This window comes from Pseudogemmobacter faecipullorum, from assembly GCF_020539525.1.
Classification (GTDB): domain Bacteria; phylum Pseudomonadota; class Alphaproteobacteria; order Rhodobacterales; family Rhodobacteraceae; genus Pseudogemmobacter; species Pseudogemmobacter faecipullorum.
In genome coordinates, this window is sequence record NZ_JACDXX010000018.1 from 46229 (window position 1) to 64236 (window position 18008).

Consider the following 18008-nt stretch of genomic DNA (forward strand, 5'->3'; position numbering starts at 1 on the left):
GCGGAATGCATCACGCGCCTTGCGATTTGCATCCCGTCCCATGCGAAATGCCTCCCGTTATCTGCGCTCTGGAGCATGTCTTCTGGCACCTGCATCGCGCTCTTTGCGTCCTGCATCCTGCGGAGTGGGAAGTGCCGGAAGGGGAATGGGATCTGCATCACGTTGCCTGCGCCACGTCCTCTGGAAGCCGCACAATGCGTGCCGCTTCCTGCGATCTGCGCCTTGCGTCCCGCTTGACGCATCCCGGTCAGCGCCCTACGACAAGAAAGCTCTTATGTTTACGAATAACCATTATTGCAGGTGTGCCATGCCAAATGACTCCTTGCGCGTAATCGCCGCGATGGCCCGCAAAGGCGGGTCGGGCAAAACCACGCTGAGCCGCGCCCTGATCAGCGCCGCTATCGCCGCCGGTCGCCGGGTCACCCTCATGGACACCGACGGGACCGATGCACTCGGTGCCTGGTATGAACGGGCCGAGGGTGCCGGGTACAGTTCACCCCTGCTGTCTCGCACCAGGGCGCTCAGCATTGCCGCCATCGAGCAGGAGATCGACCGGGTCTATGCCGAGGATCTGGCGGATCTGATCTTCATCGACACCGCTGGTGTCGGAGCGGACTGGTCGGACAGCGTCGCTGTGCTGGCCGATCACATCGTGACCCCGGTGATGCTCTCCACGACCGACTTCAAGGTCGGCATCCAGACAGCAGACTGGTTTGCCCATCTGCGGACCCGTGTGGACGACCCGAGCGCCCTGCCCCAGCATCATGTGGTTCTGAACATGGTCCCCGCGAAACCGACCAAGGCCGATGCGGAACTGATCGCACAGGCGGTCAACTGCTTCCCGGTCATCGAGACCGTGATGATGCACAGAAACGCCTTCAAGGAGATGGATCGGCTTGGTCTGCTTCATGCCATCGCTCTTGCGCGGCAGAATGATCCCAACCCGCTGATGAAGCCCCATGCCCGCCCGCTCGTCGAGGCGCTGGAAGAAGCCACCGACATCTTGAACACCATCATCAGCGGCTGAGAGTGACATGGTCCGCAAACGCATCCCCCTCGTGACACGGCCGGATCAGGCCTATTCGTTCAGTCTGTCCCAACAAAACAGGACCGACCCGGCACAGACGCGAGACAGAGACGAACCAGCCGGCGCGGCCGAGGCCCGTGCGCCGGCGCAGCCGAGCGCCAGCATCGCATCGGAGGATCAAGCCTCAAGAGACGACTCGAAAGCCTCGATCCAAGTCGACGTGCGCGTGAACGCGTTGAAGCGCCAGGAACAAGGGCTGGTTGCCTGCGGCATTGCCCCCCGACAGGTGATCCGGGCCGCCCTGCGGAAGGCGGTCAAGAAGTGGGGGCTCTCAGCAACATATGCCATCCCTTCCAGTGACAGGCGGGCAAGTCAGGCAAGCTGGACCGTCAGGACCAGCGTCGCAGTGCCCGCCGCCATCTTTGATCGGCTGCTTGCTGATCAGGACCCTCTGGGGGTCGACAGCCGGTGGTCATTGGTGCGGGGTCAGCTGGAGCCGCTGGTCTGGGCGGAAATCGATACTCTCCTCGCATCGCTCAGTGACGACTCCGACGATGTCCGCTGACCCACGCTGGCACGGGCTATTCAGGCCCTGACGCTGGCTGGTTCAGGATCAGACCGCGCTTGGTAGCGATTGCCACTGCCTGTACCGAGTTCCGCGCCCCGAGCAGGTCCCTTATCCGCTCCAGGCGCTTCTTTATGGTCTCGGTGCTGACGCCCTGCCGATGCGCGACTTCCTTATAGGGCAAACCGTTCGCCAGATCAGAAAGGATAGCACGCTCCATCTCTGAAAGCGGTCTTGCCGCCTCGATAGAGGCGAGCAGCTGTTTGAATATGCCCTCAACCTCGTCCAGCTCACCGTCGGTCAGTTCCCGATCCTCGCGGGCGCAAAACAGGCAGCTGAGCGTGCCATATTCTTCAATGCGACTGCGAGAAACGCCGCAACCATAGTTGAGGCCATACTCGCGCGCGTGATCCATGATCAGAGTTCCAGCAGGCGAGAGCTTTTCGACCGGCACTTCACTCCATCTGATGCGACCTGAATGCGTCCTGGCCCAGAGATTGACCGGATCAAACATCGCATATTGCCGCTCAGTGTAAATCTCGACCCAACGCTCCGGATAGGTGGAGACATAATGCTCTGGCGTCAAACTGCGCACATGGATGACGAGTGAATAGCCCATCGGTGCAATTGCCCGCAGCCGGGCATCCAAATGGGCCATTTCCGGAACAATAGTCCAAACCATTACCCCTCCCGCACGAGAAAATGTGCAGTCCTCAAACAGCGATACCAAAAAGGGTAACGGCATGGCCGCTCCCCCACCGTTGTGTCAGGTTGTGATGAAAGCGCGCACAAATCAACCGTGAAGCGACCTTGCGAAAAGGGTTCCGATCGCCAGCCAGCGAAGTTCTGTGACAGTCGAGACAAGTATTATGAACGTGCAGACCAGTGACCATCGCGGCGGCTCATGCCGCACCAACCGCATCGAGGCCCGGCCAATCGCCCGGCTTCGCCACAAGGACGATGGCAGGGTCATTGGCCTGGTTTATGAATGGAACACGGGCGAGACGCAGACGGCCTGGTTCGGCAAGGCCGAGCGCAGCTTCGTGACAGAAGAGTTGCGCTGAGGGCCATTGCTCGCTGGCAAGATGAAAGGCCCCGGCCTTTCGACCGGGGCCCTGGTTGGGGGGATTACTCCCCTCGGCGGCTGTTGGGGCGCGACCAGATCAGGCTCGAGCCCTCGCCGTCCTCGTCGTCGAAGAGGTTGGCATAGATCGGGTGCGCAAAGCTCGGATCGTCCAGCTTCAGGCCCAGATAGTCCCGCCCCTCGTTCGAGCGCTTCGACCAGGCGGCGCCGATCTCCGCGCGGCCTACCAGGATCCGGTGCGAGGGCGCATTCTCGCCGGTGGCCCGCAGGTCGGGGACGATGCGCACGCCCTTGGCCTGGACGCTCAGGGTAACGATTTCGCCGGTGTATTCGTTGCCGGTCTTCTTGAAGGTGCCGATGGTCGCCATTGTCTGTCTCCATTCTCTCGTGTTCGGGCCCGCTCCATTGCGGCCTCGATGGCGATCTAGAGGCCGGGGACGACGGCCGGCGCAGTCCCGTCCGGGACCCTGACAGCACAGGCAGGGCTTTCTTGTCTTCCGCGAGGAATGACGGCACCGCCGGCAGGGGAAGAAAGTTCAACGACGCTGTTGCGCCGAGACGTCGAAGCGCGCTCCCGCGCGCTGGTCTTCGGCCAGATCAGCCCATCACAGAGGACGCATGCGAGCGGTCCCGTCACCCCAGAGAGACAGGAGACAGCGGCGATTCTGAAGGAAACGGCAGGAAGGCGCCAAAGGCAACCACCGGCGATGGTCACCCCAGCTGTAAACAGGCGGGCTTGCGCCCCTCCCCGCCGACCTGCGGGCCACGGGCACCGCACCGCATCAGACCGGATACTGGGCGGGCCACCGGATCGGCACCTGCCGCCCAAGTGCTCGACCGGGAAGAGGGACAGGGCACGAAGCGAGATCAGAGCGTGCCACTGATCCGCAGAACCCAACGATCAAAGAGGCCGGAATGAGGGAAAGACTGATCCCTGTGCGCCCATGACGACGGGAAAATCCGACAACAATCCCGACGAAAGGCAAGAAGGCAGCGCCATGATCGCCACGAGGATTGATAACAATTATCAAGCGTGGCATTGTGAAACCAGCAATAGCGGAGGCCGCGATGATCAGTGCCGATCTGGGAACACAGCTGGAGAGCTTTGTGACAAAGCTGGTCGAAACCGGCCGCTACAATTCCAAGAGCGAGGTCCTGCGCGAAGGCATCCGCCTGATCCAGGAGCGAGAAGCCCGCCTTGCTGTCCTGGACCAGGCCCTGGCCAGGGGGCTTGCAGATGCTGATGCCGGGCGGTTCAAACCGGCCGGCGACGTCTTCGCGCGGCTTGAGGCCAAGTATCAGGCGATGGGCAAACCCGCGAAATGATCGTCGAGATCACCGCAGAGGCCGAAGCGGATCTGGAAGTCATCGGCGACTACATCGCACGCGACAATCCCGCACGCGCTATCAGCTTCGTGCGTGAACTCGGCCGAAGCTGCATGGAACTCGCCGAGTTCCCCGAGGCCTGGCCGATTGTCCCACGCTATGAGACGCAAAGCATCCGGCGCCGCGTTCATGGCCGCTACCTGATCTTCTACCAGATCCGCGGGGATCAGGTGACAGTGCTTCATGTCGTGAACGGCGCGATGGACGTTGACGCGATCCTGTTCCCGCAAGGCTGAGATCAGTGAACAGCGCCGCAGCATTTCTTGTACTTGCGCCCTGAACCGCAGCTGCACGCATCATTGCGACCGGGCTTCGATGCAGCTGAGGGCGCAGCAGTCAGATTGGCGGCCAGCGGCAGACCGGGCATGGATTTAGCCGTATGCGCCTTGGCGAAGGCGTTCAGATCCTCGACCATATCGGGGATCAGATCATGGGCCTCGCGCGACAATTTCGTAGCCTTCCAGCCTTTCCCTTCGGCGAACCCGGTCGAGATACGCGAGAGTTTGCCTGCGAGATCCAGCGCCTTCTTCGCCCGCCGGTCCTTGCTGTCCTCAATCAGATCCCAGGCGTCAGGCCGCAGTTGCATCGCCGCGACGAAACCCATCATCCAGAACTCCCAGATGATGTCCCCGTTGCGCTGATCCTCGTCGAGGACAGGGAAATACTCCCCCGGGATCATCAGCATTCCGGCAACGCGGTTGTAATGCGCCATGATGAGATCGAGAGCCGCCTGAAGCTCTTCGGCGCTGCCGAACTCCGGCGGGCCGCCAGTCCCCCAGACCTTGGCAAGCCAGACAGACGGCGAAATCACTTCCGGACAAGTGATGAGACCCGCACAAAAGCCATCGAATTCGGCAAGGATCATCGGATCGTTGTCTTCGGGCAGTGCCGAAAGCACCGCATCGAGGCGATCAAGGTCTTCATCGCTATGCCAAAGTGCAATCGTCATGCTGAGCCCCCTGTCGAGAAAAATCATCCTGCCGTCTTTTACGACAAACCGATCACGGTGAAACAGGCAACGCGGCCGGAGAAATCCGCTGTTGTTGCTGGCTCTCGATCTTCCGCCCCGAAAAGCCCCTCCGGCAAGAGGGCCGAACGTCGCGGACACGACAGAAGCCAACCTATTGAAATATTTTTATAAAGATCCATATCACACTCAGGCTCTGCCACGCGGTGCCGCCTGATGAAGGTTTCTCCATGAACAGGTCACGTCCCATGCCAACGATCCTGCGCGCCGAACAGGCGCATGTTCCGCCCCGGCCCTGTTAGCCCCTGCCTTTCGGCGGGCGACAGGGACCGGGGAGGATGCCCTGTTTCAATGTCCCGCCAAAAGGATAGTCCCATGTATCGCAATCTCTTGCCCGCCCAGTGCCATGCCTGCGGCGAGGAAGTCCCACGCGCCGCAGCACACCGCTGCCCGATCTGCCTGAATCCGTTTTCGCGCATGCCTCTGGATCAGACGCGAACGCGCCCCAAACCAGAGATGCGCAGGCGGCCGATGCACCGAGACGGCGAATGATCTGGCCCGACATCCCTAAACATCAGATCGGAGCATTGCTGGCACTGCTGTTGTTCGCGCTTTTCGGCGAAGCCCTGCCTGCCATGGTCGAGGGTGGCGCGGCATGGTGGGAGCCGTTGCGCAACACCGCGCTTTCGGGCGTATTGTTCCTTGGCGCGCATCTTCTGCATGCCATTTCGTCCGCGCGCCTGACACGACGACGGAAGGGCCGACGCCCCGTGCCGAAAGTCGCGCTGGACCTGCTTCGCCTCGCCCTCTTTGCCGCCGCCACGCTGGCCAGCCTGTCGCTGTTCTTCCGCCAGGATCTGTCGGGGATCCTGACCGGCTCCGGCCTTCTGCTGGCGGTGCTGGGATTTGCCATTCGCAATGTGGTCGCCGACACATTCTCGGGCCTCGCGCTTGGGCTCGAGGCACCGTTCCGCATCGGCGACTGGGTTGCGATCGATGGGCTGGCGCAGGGGCGGGTTCAGGAGATCGGCTGGCGCAGCACAAGGCTGATTACCCGCGACAGCACCCATGTGATCCTGCCCAACAGCCAGATTTCCCGCCAGAGGATCACAAACTACAGCGCCCCTCGGCCGGAGTATCGCGACCATGCCGAACTGACACTCCCGGCCACGTTTCCAGTCGCAGAGGCACGGACACTGATAACGGAAGCGCTTGTCAGCGCGGAGACCATCGCCACCGGCAAATCGCCTGAAGTACAGGTGGCGATGTTCGCGCCTCAGGGCATCACCTATCGCGTGAAATACTGGGTTCCCCAGCATGACCGCGAGATGGCCTGCCGCAACGAGGTATTCAGCCGGATCGACGCCGCCCTGCGTGAGAAGGGCATAAACCTGAAGCCATTGGTTGAGGGCACGGCATGACGAACCGCATCCCACGCACCATCAAACCAGATCGGAGGGCTGCGTCATGTCGAAAGCGGTAAACGCCCGTATCGACAAGTTGCTGTCCTCGATGGGCTATGGATCGCGCCGCGAGATCGGCGGGCTGGCGCAAGCGGGCCGCATCATATTGGACGGCGAGAAGGTCAATGACGTGACGCGGCGTATTACGGTCACGGCGGAGCTGCCCAGGCGCATGACCGTGGGCGGGGAACAGCTTGATCCCGTTGCAGGACTGGTGATCCTCCTGAACAAGCCCGCCGGGGTGACATGCTCGCACAGCGATGCCGGGCCACTGGTTTACGATCTGCTCCCGACCCGCTGGCGGCGGCGGGATCCGGCGATTTCGACGGTCGGCAGGCTCGACAAGGAAACATCTGGCCTGTTGCTGCTGACCGACGACGGCGAGTTCCTGCACCGCGTCACAAGCCCGAAACGGAAGGTCAGCAAGACCTATCGCGCGACCCTTTCCCGCCCCCTGAATGGGGATGAGGTGGAGCTGTTCGCCTCTGGTACCCTGATGCTGAAGGGTGAGACGAAACCGCTGGACCCCGCAGTGCTGAAGGTCGTCTCACCGACTGAAGCATATCTGACGATTACCGAGGGACGATACCATCAGGTGCGCCGCATGTTTGCAGCCTGCGGGAACCATGTTGAGGCGCTACATCGCGAAAGATTGGGGCAATTACACTTGCCCGAGGATCTGATTGCCGGCGCATGGAGACAGCTTGCGGGAGAAGAGCGGCAATTGATCTTTCTATAGCGAAATGGATGCGAAATACTTGCTGCCTAGCGGGTATAGCGAGACCTGGACAAGGTTTATGGTTTCCACAGACCCGGTTCACGGTCGCCGCTGTTTCCGGCGGAATTTTCAAAAATCTGGCGCACCGTGTTGAGATTGTGGACAGGTTGGGGTGGCGCTTACGCGCCACCCTTCGCCATACGGTAAACCGGGATGCCCATCTTGCGGGCCTTGTCGGCGAGGTTCTCCTGGATGCCGGTGCCGGGGAAGATGATGACGCCGATCGGCAGGCAGTCGAGCATCTGGTCATTGCGCTTGAAGGGCGCGGCCTTGGCGTGTTTGATCCAGTCCGGCTTGAAGGCGACCTGCGGCACCTTGCGGTTGCTGGCCCAGGTGGCGGCGATGCGCTCGGCGCCCTTCGGGCTGCCACCATGCATCAAGACCATGTCCGGATGCTTTGCGTGGATCTGATCGAGACGGTCCCAAATCGTGCGGTGATCGGTGGTATCCCCACCCGAGAAGGCAACCTTCGGCCCCGGCGGCACCAGCATCTCGGTTTCCGCGATCTTTTTGGCGGCGAGGAAATCGCGGCTGTCGATCATCGCGGCTGTCAGATGGCGATGGTTGGTGCGTGATCCCGAACGCGGGGCCCAGTGTGTGCCGGTCACGCGCAGGAAGATGTCAGCGGCGGTTTCGCGGAAGAGTTCCAGGCTCTCGCGGCGTTCGATCAGATTGCCGCCGATGCCGATCAGGCTCTCGAGCTGGACGGATTTAACTTCGCTGCCATCCTGCTCGCGCTGAAGGCGTTTCTGCGCCTGCTCGTTGTCATCCAGTTTGCGCTCGATCCGCTCTGCGGCGCGGTGGAAAGTGTTGACGGTCGACCAAAGGATTTCGTCGAGGTCGAAATCGAGGCTGGTATCGGCCATGGTGGAGATGAGGGCGTCGAAGATGTCGGAAACCGCGGTCTGGATGGCCTGGTCTTCGGGGGTGGGCCGGGGATCTGCCTCGCCCTCGGCGGGACGGTAGCCATAGAGCTGCATGTCTTCGATGATATGGCCGGTCGGGGAGAGGGTGTGATCGAGCTCGAATTGATCCTGGGCATACATGGGATGCATCCTTCAGCTTGGACCGCGACCGTCGCGGCCTTCTGGCGACGACAAGCCCACGGGCGATCCGGCCGGGCAGCCCGCGCACCCGCGGGCCTTGATGGCAAAGCCCGGCTGATTTGCTTCGCGATGTAAAGGCGGGGCTTGCCCCGCCGACGGAAATCAGTCGGGCGCCGCCATTGCCGGGCCGGAGCGCTTGTGGGCCGCTCGCCCTCTGAGAAGGCCTCGGCGCGGTCCTCTTGCCGAAGGGGGTTGCTTCCCCTGTCTGCCCGGGCAGAAGCGCGCCCGCCCGATCACCCTCCCCCAGTTCCGGCGGATCAGCGAAGGGTCATGAAGCGGCTGACGTCCTCGGGGGCGAGTTGCCCCCGGACCTGCGCCCGAAGTGCCTCCCGCCCCGGTCCCATGAGATCGTCGTTGAAATCTCCCAGCATGGGCGAGAGCGTGATGGGTTCGATCCCGGCCTCGTGTGCCCGGGCGACCAGGCTGTCCCGCGCACTGTCGCCGGCGGGATCATTGTCGCGGATGATGTAGAGCCTGCGCAGAGTTGCCGGGAACAGGATGGCTGCGAGATGTCCCGCCGAGAGAGCCGCGACCATCGGCATCTTTGGTAAGATCTGGCGCAGCGAGAGCACGGTCTCGATGCCCTCCCCTGCCGCCATGACATCCTGCGCCTGACCGAACCTGACCGCGTTGCCGAGCAGGTCCCCCATCGCCTTGCGCGGAGGATCGAGAGGCGCTTTCCCGCTGCCATCGCGGGTGAGCCAAGTGCGGTGGACGCCGGTGAGCTTGCCTTCGAGGTCGGTGATCCTGGCGATCAGCGCGGGCCAGGTCTCGGTTGGACCCTCGCCCCCCGGACGGTAATAGCAGTCAGGGTGGAAGCGGAGGCTGTCCGTGTCGCGCAGATCCGTCAGGCCGCGTTTGCGCAGATAGGTGCCGGCCAGCGTGCCCCGGATGGACCTCGACATGCGCCAGAGCCGTTCTGCAGCGTCAGGTGAACCGGAGGGTGCCGGTGCCGATCTGAGCCTCTTCGGCTCCGGTGCCGGTTCCAGCTGCGGCAGGCTGAGGAACCGCCGGGCCTCCTCGGCCACATCGGCGAAGTCGCTGAGGCCAAGGGTTTCGCGGATCACATCGAGCAGATCGCCATGCTCCCCGCTCTGACCGTCAGTCCACTTGCCCGCTGCCCCCTTGCCCGAGGCTGGCCCGGTGAGGCGGACGAACATCGACCGCCCCGGTTCATTGCGCACATCGCCGACCTGCCAATAGTTGCCTTGTTTGCGGCCATTTGAAAGGTAGTGCCGGCACACCGCCTCGGCCTGCTGGCCGAGACGCTGCGACAGATCGGCGGCAACGATGCGAGCCATTACGCCGCCTCCTGCCAAGAATAATCATACACACCTTTATTGCACCGCGAGGCAAGTTGCCCTATCTTGAGCGCATGGATCTGAACTGGGACGAAGACAAACGCGCGCGTACCCTGCAGGAGCGGGGCCTCGACTTTGCCGATGTTGCCGCAGCGCGTTGGGATGATGCCCTGACCGCCGAGGATCTGCGCGAGGAATATGGCGAGCGCCGTTTCGTCAGCCTCGTCCCGATCCAGGACCGGCTTTGCGTGGTCGCCTGGTGTATCCGCGGCAACGCGCTGCGGGTGATCAGCCTGCGCAAAGCCAACGCAAGGGAAAGGAAGCGCTATGAACAAGGATAGACCCCTGATCGACAGCGATGGCGAGGTCGGCGATCTCGGTGACAGCTTCTTCGCCACAGCCCGGCGTGGTCGCCCGGCATTGCTGCCGGGCGACAAGAAGGTTCGCATGAACCTGATGATCGACGCCGATATCGCCGCGAAGTTGAACGATGTCGGCAATAAGAGCGCCTTCGTCACTGAGGCGCTGCGGAAAGCGCTGGCGGGATAGGTCATCGTGCCGCCTCACGCTCGGTGATGCAGCTGATCGGATAGACCGCCAGCAGCTTGGCGAGGATATCGGTGCCATTCGCACCCACCGGCACGAAGAAGCGCAGTTTCCAGGAGATGATCTCGCTGAAGAGCCCCCAGGCCCGAAGCCGCTCCCGCATCGCTTCCGAAAAGCCGGTCAGTTCGATCCGGTTCGCGCCCATTATGCGTGACCGGCGCAGTTGCAGGCCCTCGGCAAGATCGAGGACGGTCCGTCCGTCGAGCAATGCCGCATAGGCCTGCTCCGGCGTCAGGCTGGCCGAGCCGCTCGTGGTGGCGTTCGTGGCCCAGGCGGGCGATACTCGGCGGCCGATGATCCGCTCGCCGTCATCGGTCTGCAGGCGATAGACGCGGGTCTCATCCTGCGGCAGGCGCTTCCAGACCGGCAAAAGCAATCCCGAGACCACATGCAGCGTGGCATCCGAGAATTCCGGCACATCGGCAACCTCCGCGCGCCAGGCGGCCGCGAAGGTCTTTCTGTCAGTCTCAACCCAAAGCGTGTCACTCATCATCCTGACGGACATGCTGAAGGCTTCCATCGGCCGGATCAAGCGCACACGGCGCTCGATCTCGCCATCGTCAAGCATGATCGAGGTCGTCGGCACCTGCACGGCCGCACGCCCCGAGCGGCTGTTGACCAGCAGCACGGCCCGTGGATCGTCCAACTCGTTGAGCGCGGCATCGAGCAGCAGGGGCGTGTTCCGCCGTCGCTCGGTGATGGTCAGCAGCCGGGTCTCAGCTCCGGTGCCGGGATGGGAGTAGATTACCTGCCGGTCGGTTACGGTGAAGCTTTCGGCCTTCAGCGTCTCGAGGCCCAGATCATAAATGCCGGCCGCCATCGCGCCCTCGACCTTCGCCTCCAGCAGCTGCTCGAAAGCAGTGAAGAGGATGCCCTGTAATTCGATGGTCAGCGCCAGCAGCCGATTGAGGAAGGTGGTGATCGGCGGCAGTTCGTCCTTGATGCCATTGCTGTCCATCAGCTTCAGGCCGGTGGCGGATTCAAACCGTTCCAGCGAGCAGCCCTCGACCTTGCCGCGTACCAGCAAGAGATAAAGCTGGCGCAGGGCTGCGCGGGCGTAGGGGCTTTCCAGATTGTCCTCGGGTCGGAACAGCCCCTGCCCGCCGGTCTGGCGCTGACCGCGTGTGATCGCTCCGAGCGTATCGAGGCGGCGCGCGATTGTGCTGAGGAAACGCTTCTCGGCCTTCACATCCGTGGCAATCGGCCGGAAGAGAGGCGGCTGCGCTTGGTTCGTGCGATTGGTGCGCCCAAGGCCCTGGATGGCGGTGTCCGCCTTCCAGCCCGGCTCCAGCAGATAATGCACCCGCAGACGCTGGTTCCGCGCCGAGAGTTCGGCGTGATAGCTACGGCCCGTGCCGCCTGCGTCCGAGAAAACGAGGATGCGCTTGCCGTCATCCATGAAGGCCTGGGTCTCGGCGAGATTGGCCGAGGGCGCGCGGCTCTCGACCGCCAGCCGCGCCGCCGGGCCTTCGCCCTTGCGGATAATCCGGCGCGAGCGTCCCGTTACCTCAGCCACCATGTCGGTGCCAAAATGCTGGATGATCTGATCGAGCGCCCCCGGCACCGGCGGCAGGCCCGCCAGATGCTCGATCATGGCGTCCCGCCGGGAGACCGCCTCGCGGCTCTCGACGGGCTCACCATCGCGGAACACCGGCCGCGAGCTGACATTGCCCTCGCCATCGCTGAACGGCTCATAGAGCTGCACCGGGAAGGAATGCTGCAGGTAGCTCATGACATATTCGCGCGGAGACAGGTCCGTGTTCAGATCATTCCACTCCTCGGTCGGGATCTCTGCCAGCCGCCGCTCCATCAGCGCCTCGCCAGTCGAGACGATCTGGATGACGGCCGCATGACCCGCTTCCAGATCCTCGGTGATCGAGCGCAGCAGGGTCGGCGTCTTCATCGAGGTGAGCAGATGGCCGAAGAAGCGCTGCTTGGTGCTCTCGAAGGCCGAGCGCGCTGCCGATTTGGCCTGACGGTTCAATGTGCCGTCCGAGCCGGTGATGTTGGCGGCTTCCATCGCTGCGTCGAGATTGTTGTGGATGACCGCAAAGGCCCCTGCATAGGAATCGTAGATCCGGCGCTGCTCCCCCGTCAGCTGATGTTCGATCAGCTCGTACTCGACCCCATCGTAGGAGAGCGACCGCGCGGTATAGAGGCCGAGCGAGCGCAGATCGCGCGCCAGGACTTCCATCGCTGCCACGCCGCCGGCCTCGATCGCCTCGACGAACTCGGCCCGGGTGGCAAATGGGAAATCTTCTCCGCCCCAAAGGCCAAGGCGCTGCGCGTAAGCGAGGTTGTGCACCGTCGTCGCCCCGGTGGCTGAGACATAGACCACGCGTGCGTCAGGCAATGCGTGCTGCAGGCGCAGGCCCGCCCTCCCCTGCTGCGATGCCGCGACATCGCCGCGTTCACCTTTGCCGCCGGCGGCGTTCTGCATCGCGTGGCTCTCATCGAAGATGATCACTCCGTCGAAATCCGACCCCAGCCAGTCCACGATCTGTCGGACACGCGAGACCTTCTCGCCCCGATCATCCGAGCGCAGCGTGGCATAGGTGGTGAAGAGGATGCCTTCCGACAGAGTGATCGCCTTGCCTTGCGCGAAGCGGGAAAGCGGCGTGATCAGCAGCTTCTCCTGCCCGAGCGCCGACCAGTCGCGCTGCGCATCCTCGATCAGCTTGTCGGACTTGGAGATCCAGAGCGCCTTGCGGCGCCCGCGCAGCCAGTTGTCGAGAATGATCCCCGCCGATTGCCGGCCCTTGCCGGCACCCGTACCATCCCCAAGCATGAAACCACGCCGGAAGCGGACAGCGCCAGCCGCATCCGGTGCGGCGGCGCTGACTGTGTCCAGGGTCTCGTCCAGCGTCCAGCTACCCGCGAGGTGGTCGCTATGCGCCTCGCCGGCATAGATCACCGTCTCGAGTTGCGCGTCTGAGAGACGGGCGCAAATGTCGGCGGGCAGAAGTGGCCGATAGGAGGGACGGGGCGGCGCGACCGACGCCATGGCAGTGGATTGCACGAGTTTGGTCGGATGCGGGGCCGCACCGGGAACCCGGATCGCCTGCAGCGCATATTCTTCATAGATCGCGTCCGAGAGCCGCGCGGCCTCGGGCGGTGTCCAGTCCAGCGCCTCATAGGCAAGTTCGACGGCGTTGGGGCTGCTCAACGTAAGCCGAGCGGGCTGGGCTGCACCGACCCGAGCAAGATAGGAGCGCACCGTGCGGCCGGCGGCCGGTGCTGTCGGTGCCGGTGGCCGGGGCAGATCGACCACGCAGCGCGGCGGCACCTGGGCTGTGATCCAACCGAGCAGGGTCGCGACGTCATGGGCGATGCCAGAAGAAGCCGGGAAGGAGGAAGGATCCTCGGCCGGAATCTTGTCGATCACCGTCAGCCGCGTGTCGAAAGTGGTGCCGTGCTTTGCATAGACCGCGCCATCAACTGCGGCGGTGAAGACCACGCGGCCATGCTCTTGCAGGCGGATGAAGGCATCGCGCCAGGCCGGTACTTCGGGGCCAAACCCGGCACCGGTGATGGTGACGAGCCGCCCACCAGGGGCGAGCCGCGCCAGAGCGGAAGCGATATGGCGAAAAGCGGCGTCGGCCACGCGGGTGGTGACATTGGCCAGCGCCGAGAACGGCGGGTTCATCAACACCACCGAGGGCACGACCCCGGCGTCGAGATGGTCGTGGATCTGCGCGGCGTCGAACCGGGTGACAGGCAGGGCCGGAAAGAGGGAAGTCAATAGATCCGCGCGGGTCTCGGCCAGTTCGTTGAGCGCGAGGCTGCCGCCAGCGATGTCGGCAAGGATTGCCATCAGCCCGGTGCCGGCCGAAGGCTCGAGCACGACATCCGCAGGCGTGATCGCCGCAGCGCTAACCGCCGCAATCCCGAGCGGAAGAGGCGTGCTGAACTGCTGCATAGCCTGGCTCTCCTCAGAGCGCCTTGTATGGCTCGGCAGCAGGCCCGCGATCTTCGTCAGCGCCGCGAGGCGCGCCTCGGGCGCCGCCGCCTTGCGGAACAACGCGCGGCCGAATTTGCGCAGGAACAGAATCGTGGCGACTTCGCAGGCCTCGTAGGCGTCTTTCCAACCCCAGAGGCCGGAGGCATCAGATGCGCCGAATGCGGTTTCCATGGCACCGCGCAGCATCGTGCTGTCGATGCGCTGGCCGCATTCGAGATGCGGAAGAAGCGCCTCAGCCGCAGCGAGAATGCAGGGGGCGGGTAGAATAGGAGAGGGCGCGACCGGCGCTTGCGCCGCGGTCGCGGGGGACAGGTCGTTCATCGGGGAGATCCTCGGGAGAGCAGACGCGGGACGGCACCGGACAGCGCTCTCTCTCAACCACCCGGAACCTGCCCGTTCCGGCCCCCTCTCGACCTCTCACGTTGAACCGGACAGACCCGTAGCCTCGGCGCGCCCCACCTTAAGCGGGCCCTGCGTCAGGGATCTATGCCCGAAAGGGGGAAGACGGCGATGCTGGCTTCCGTCCGCGAGGACCTGAGCCCGGTCCCGGCTATGCCGGGAGACGCCATAATCCGCTCAATGCTTCAGTTGGACCATCTTATAGCACCGGGCGCTTCACCGCCGCTGAAGTACCCCGCAACATGGCATTTCTTAACGAACGCGCGACGTAAGAGGCGGCCCATTCCGGCCATTCATCAGGGCAGGCTTCGCTGCAACGTAGCATTACCGAACCAGTCATTCGTCGCGCCAACGATATTGATAAGGCGTGACAGGTCGGCATCACGTTGACGGTGATCGACTTGGTCGCCAGCGTCTGCCATAAGTAGGTCACTTAATCTAATGGCGAGCAATTCAGGATGAGCGTCGACAGGGCCGAGGTAAAGAAATTTATCAAGAACTGGGCAAACACCAAATCAAAGCCCCATTTCGCAGTGCTAATCGAAGGCCGTTGGGGCTGCGGAAAGACGCACTTCGTAACGAGTCTTCTGGAAGATGATACCTTCACAGACCGCAAACCGATCTACCTTTCGGTTTTTGGCATCGCCGACATCCGATCTCTTGAAACCAGTCTTTTCTACGCAAGCGCAAGTACAGTCACCAAGACGCTCCACAAAGGGGCGGGGCTAGCAGGGTCAATCTTCAGTGGGGCACTCACCCTAGGTTCAGGTGGTATATTGGGAGGTACGGCAAACCTAAACAAGGTCGTAGATGCAGCTACTTCACAACTCGAAAAATCAGCTAAGAACATGGATCGTGCGTTGTTGGTTCTTGATGACTTGGAACGCTGCCAGATCCCAATGTCAGAGTTATTGGGAGTCGTAAACCGATTTGTAGAGCATGGTGATGCCCGCGTAATTCTATGCGCGAACACCGACGATTTGCATGATGGCAACTTTACGGCCTTCAAGGAGAAGGTCGTCGGGAATTCCTTCCTTTTGGAAAGCGACCCCGACAGCGCATTGGCTTCATTCGTGGCAGAGATCGAACAGTCTGGAGTCGGTGAACTTCTGTTGCGCTACCAAAGTGATATCCTCAAGCTTTACGAGATGTCGGGATTTCACAACCTTAGAGCCTTACGGCAGTTCGTTTGGCAGTTGGCTTCAATTCTTGAAAGAATAAACGAGGAGTACCGTCAGAACGACAAATTGATTCAAAATCTTATCACTCAGTTCTTCATATTTTTCATTGAGTTCAAGCTCGACCTGTCTGATGAGACAGCCAATCTGACACCCTCGGACCTGTTGGGCAGGAATGACATAGGCAAAGATGAGGTTCGGTATGTATATGAGTTCTCACTCGACAAAGACAAGGAACCCACCCCCAAAAAACGTGTTTTTATCAAATACGAACAGCACAACGGGATCAGGACAGTCATAACTGTCCAGCAATGGATTTCGATTCTATCTTCCGGGGTCGTCGATGCAGATCGATTGAATGCGGAACTAGCCCAGTCAGATGAGGTCGCTGGTGTCGCTTCGTGGCCATCTTGGAGGAGGTTGTGGCACCTACATAGCTGGGATTTTTCTGACAATTCAGAGCATGAGTTCTGGTCTGATGTCGAAGACATGCAATCGAATCTCAGAGACGGTAACTATGTCGAAGTCGGAGAGTTCCTCCATGTGGTTAGTATATCTCTTATGTTGGCAAGTCATCAGCTGATAGCGCAGTCCGCTCCTGATATAGTTGCACAGATGAAAGCTTACATTGACGGTCAGTTCATTCCAAACTTAACGGATGAGCGTTGTCGCAGTGTGAGGGATGGTTTTAGTCGCCATCTGGAGGCTTATGATGGACTTGGCTTCATCGGACGTGAGGATGCTGAATTTAAAGAGGTGTTGCATTACCTCCTCCAGAAGATGGCCGCATGGCACCAAGCTTGGCTGGCGAAAGATGCCGGCAAGCAACTTATAGAATACCTTGCTGATGACTGGATACGTTTCTTCGGAAACCTCACCGTCATCAACCACGCATCTGAGCAACGCTACTTGGCTATACCGATACTAGCGACCATTGATGTGCCGACCTTTGTCGATACTTGGTTCAGTCTATCGCGCAACGACGAGCGGCTCGTCGTCGGTAGCATGAAGGACCGATATGAGTACCGCCCTGAACTTTTGGATTCCGAAGGACCGTGGTGGCGTCAGGTGCAAGTTGAACTGATGCATCGGATTTCAATTTCAAAAAGCAAGCCGAGAAATGTTCAGGTTGGGGATCTGATTGACCACATCAACTCGTCAATAATTGAGAGGTGGGAACTACGGCAGTTCGAAGAATTCTTAAACGGCAACTCGGCCGACCTAAGCTGGATGACGCGAAAGCGGGTCAGTCACAAATAAGATCCAGAACAAATGATCCAATCATCTCGCGACCACCTGTGTCAGTTTCCTATGGTTTAGAATGGTATAGCTGCCAACGCAGCGAGCGACCGCTTCCCGCCCTTTACGCGATCTAATCGAACTCGATGGAGGCGAGGTTACGAACATACGAAGCAGAAAATCTGCCCGCGAGGCTGGCGGCTTTATTGTCGGCGGCCTCCGGCCGCTCGTAAAAGCGATAGACCGTGATCTCGATGATCGAAGGCATCACGCGGCCCTCCGCTGGAGAAGCGCCAGCTGTGCAGCATCGCGCCAGAACGGATCGACCAGGCGCCCCTCGGTCGCGGCCGCCTGCCTGCGCAGACGGTTGGCTTCGGCATGCTTGCCAAAATCGGCGAGATGCTGCGCCTCCGTGCGTTGCCTGCAGGCCAGGGTGACCACCGCCCGCGCTTCAGCATCGCTTGCGACGGGCTGAACCCAAGTCACGCCACCATTCGAAACCTCGCCAGCCATCACGAGCCCCTGAGCGGCATCAACCACCGCGATCAGCTGCGGCGTGAAGCCGAGCGCGGGATCATCGCCACAGGCAATGTCGCCGCTTCCAAGGCGCGTTGACACCAGCATCATCGCATCCACAAGGCTGTCACAGGTGCCGAGATCGACGCTGCGCTCGAAGGCCCACTGCTCGAGCGCGGGATCGAGATAGCGCGCCTCGCCGGAACAGCTGGCGGTCAGAGGATAGCGCTGCGCCAATTGAAGCTGCGCAAGGGCCTGGCTGATCAGCACCCGCCCGGCGGATCGAAACCCTTCAGTTGAACCAGAATAGGTCATCGCGGTGTCTCCACGACGGGCAGCGGAAGCCTCTCTCCCACCTCATGACCCGTCGCTTTACCGCGCCCCACCTCTTCCTCCCGGCCGCGCACAAGGCGCGCGCGGCCGAGATCAACG

Annotated in this window: 18 protein-coding genes; 10 read left to right on the forward strand and 8 right to left on the reverse strand. The window is 61.8% G+C overall.

Annotation, left to right across the window (positions count from 1 at the left end):
* The first annotated feature begins 274 nt into the window (after positions 1-274).
* Both H0485_RS16775 and H0485_RS16780 read left to right on the forward strand, forming a co-directional pair.
* Positions 275-1027, forward strand: a complete 753-nt coding sequence (locus tag H0485_RS16775) for a nucleotide-binding protein (RefSeq protein WP_226937102.1) — start codon at positions 275-277, stop codon at positions 1025-1027.
* A 7-nt stretch (positions 1028-1034) separates the two neighbouring features.
* Complete coding sequence (locus tag H0485_RS16780; protein ID WP_226937103.1) at positions 1035-1592, forward strand: hypothetical protein; 558 nt, start codon at positions 1035-1037, stop codon at positions 1590-1592.
* A 16-nt stretch (positions 1593-1608) separates the two neighbouring features.
* Here the strand turns inward: H0485_RS16780 and H0485_RS16785 are convergent, their stop codons facing one another.
* Positions 1609-2274 (reverse strand): helix-turn-helix transcriptional regulator, encoded by a 666-nt coding sequence (locus H0485_RS16785; protein WP_198838478.1) that lies wholly within the window; start codon positions 2272-2274, stop codon positions 1609-1611.
* Between the two features lie 187 nt (positions 2275-2461).
* Here H0485_RS16785 and H0485_RS16790 point away from each other — a divergent pair, with 187 nt between their 5' ends.
* The gene (locus tag H0485_RS16790; protein ID WP_226937104.1) at positions 2462-2656 is read left to right on the forward strand and encodes a hypothetical protein; all 195 of its coding nucleotides are present in this window, start codon (positions 2462-2464) and stop codon (positions 2654-2656) included.
* 64 nt (positions 2657-2720) lie between these two features.
* Here the strand turns inward: H0485_RS16790 and H0485_RS16795 are convergent, their stop codons facing one another.
* Complete coding sequence (locus tag H0485_RS16795) at positions 2721-3044, reverse strand: DUF736 domain-containing protein (RefSeq protein ID WP_124088753.1); 324 nt, start codon at positions 3042-3044, stop codon at positions 2721-2723.
* Between the two features lie 700 nt (positions 3045-3744).
* On the opposite strand from H0485_RS16795, the gene H0485_RS16800 reads away from it, so the two are divergent.
* Together H0485_RS16800 and H0485_RS16805 are read left to right on the forward strand one after the other, a co-directional pair.
* The gene (locus tag H0485_RS16800) at positions 3745-4002 is read left to right on the forward strand and encodes a type II toxin-antitoxin system ParD family antitoxin (protein WP_128490998.1); all 258 of its coding nucleotides are present in this window, start codon (positions 3745-3747) and stop codon (positions 4000-4002) included.
* Entirely contained in the window at positions 3999-4298 is a 300-nt protein-coding gene (locus H0485_RS16805) for a type II toxin-antitoxin system RelE/ParE family toxin (RefSeq protein WP_128490995.1), read from the forward strand. The genes H0485_RS16800 and H0485_RS16805 overlap by 4 nt, the downstream gene beginning before the upstream one ends.
* A 2-nt stretch (positions 4299-4300) precedes the next feature.
* On the opposite strand, the gene H0485_RS16810 is transcribed toward H0485_RS16805, so the two are convergent.
* Positions 4301-5011: a UPF0149 family protein gene (locus H0485_RS16810; RefSeq protein WP_226937105.1), complete on the reverse strand. Its 711-nt coding sequence runs from the start codon at positions 5009-5011 to the stop codon at positions 4301-4303.
* 566 nt (positions 5012-5577) lie between these two features.
* Between H0485_RS16810 and H0485_RS16815 the strand changes: the two genes are divergently transcribed.
* Both H0485_RS16815 and H0485_RS16820 read left to right on the forward strand, forming a co-directional pair.
* Positions 5578-6450, forward strand: a complete 873-nt coding sequence (locus H0485_RS16815) for a mechanosensitive ion channel family protein (protein WP_226937106.1) — start codon at positions 5578-5580, stop codon at positions 6448-6450.
* Between the two features lie 46 nt (positions 6451-6496).
* Entirely contained in the window at positions 6497-7231 is a 735-nt protein-coding gene (locus tag H0485_RS16820) for a pseudouridine synthase (RefSeq protein WP_226937107.1), read from the forward strand.
* A 158-nt stretch (positions 7232-7389) separates the two neighbouring features.
* Here H0485_RS16820 and H0485_RS16825 read toward each other — a convergent pair whose 3' ends face one another.
* Positions 7390-8316, reverse strand: coding sequence for a DUF2493 domain-containing protein (locus H0485_RS16825; RefSeq protein ID WP_226937108.1), 927 nt, complete (start codon positions 8314-8316; stop codon positions 7390-7392).
* Positions 8317-8633: 317 nt separating this feature from the next.
* Positions 8634-9677, reverse strand: a complete 1044-nt coding sequence (locus H0485_RS16830) for a DUF7146 domain-containing protein (RefSeq protein ID WP_226937109.1) — start codon at positions 9675-9677, stop codon at positions 8634-8636.
* A gap of 56 nt (positions 9678-9733) precedes the next feature.
* Here H0485_RS16830 and H0485_RS16835 point away from each other — a divergent pair, with 56 nt between their 5' ends.
* Together H0485_RS16835 and H0485_RS16840 are read left to right on the forward strand one after the other, a co-directional pair.
* A complete protein-coding gene (locus tag H0485_RS16835) occupies positions 9734-10018 on the forward strand; it encodes a BrnT family toxin (RefSeq protein ID WP_226937110.1) in 285 nt (94 codons plus the stop codon).
* The gene (locus H0485_RS16840; protein WP_155046298.1) at positions 10005-10226 is read left to right on the forward strand and encodes a hypothetical protein; all 222 of its coding nucleotides are present in this window, start codon (positions 10005-10007) and stop codon (positions 10224-10226) included. Before H0485_RS16835 ends, H0485_RS16840 begins: the two co-directional genes overlap by 14 nt.
* 1 nt (position 10227) lies before the next feature.
* Here H0485_RS16840 and H0485_RS16845 read toward each other — a convergent pair whose 3' ends face one another.
* Positions 10228-14565 (reverse strand): strawberry notch-like NTP hydrolase domain-containing protein, encoded by a 4338-nt coding sequence (locus tag H0485_RS16845; RefSeq protein WP_226937111.1) that lies wholly within the window; start codon positions 14563-14565, stop codon positions 10228-10230.
* A gap of 536 nt (positions 14566-15101) precedes the next feature.
* Between H0485_RS16845 and H0485_RS16850 the strand changes: the two genes are divergently transcribed.
* Positions 15102-17081, forward strand: a complete 1980-nt coding sequence (locus H0485_RS16850) for a P-loop NTPase fold protein (protein WP_226937112.1) — start codon at positions 15102-15104, stop codon at positions 17079-17081.
* Between the two features lie 112 nt (positions 17082-17193).
* Here the strand turns inward: H0485_RS16850 and H0485_RS21680 are convergent, their stop codons facing one another.
* Positions 17194-17328 (reverse strand): hypothetical protein, encoded by a 135-nt coding sequence (locus H0485_RS21680; RefSeq protein WP_255613768.1) that lies wholly within the window; start codon positions 17326-17328, stop codon positions 17194-17196.
* Positions 17328-17891 (reverse strand): hypothetical protein, encoded by a 564-nt coding sequence (locus H0485_RS16855; RefSeq protein ID WP_226937113.1) that lies wholly within the window; start codon positions 17889-17891, stop codon positions 17328-17330. The genes H0485_RS21680 and H0485_RS16855 overlap by 1 nt, the downstream gene beginning before the upstream one ends.
* Between the last annotated feature and the right edge of the window lie 117 nt (positions 17892-18008).